The following is a 331-nucleotide window of genomic DNA, read 5'->3' as shown; positions in this document are numbered from 1 at the left end:
TTCCAGCAGATGTGCGCAAGTAGTTCGGTTATGCCTTGCATTTTGCCCCAGCACGGCGGCCAGCACCATGCGGCCAGGGTACTGAAGGGCTTCGGTGGAGCCGGTGTGCTGGAAGTGGTTTAGAACGATGAAGGCGGTACCTACCGCGCCGTTTACACGGTTAGGTTTGAAGAGGCTGTATTCGTCCTTCATTGCTTTCAGAAAAAGAGCAAAAGCGGGATCGCTACACCGAAAGAGGATATGGATATCATCCGAGCCTGCCTCAAGGTTGCGGAGATTCTTGCAAAGGAGATAAGCAATGGCACCTCGCATCATTAATGGCATTGAGGTC

The 331-nt window shown here is 52.6% G+C and carries 1 pseudogene; it reads left to right on the top strand.

Annotation, left to right across the window (positions count from 1 at the left end):
- Nucleotides 1–186: 186 nt before the first annotated feature.
- A pseudogene (locus tag EQW76_RS30110) lies at nt 187–318 on the top strand (type II toxin-antitoxin system RelE/ParE family toxin); the annotation flags it as partial.
- Nucleotides 319–331 lie beyond the last annotated feature (13 nt).

The sequence above is a fragment of the Rhizobium sp. rho-13.1 genome, from assembly GCF_007000305.1.
Taxonomy (GTDB): Bacteria; Pseudomonadota; Alphaproteobacteria; order Rhizobiales; family Rhizobiaceae; genus Rhizobium; species Rhizobium rhododendri.
Note: the sequence above shows the minus strand (reverse complement) of the source record. Positions and strands in the feature narration are given on the sequence as shown.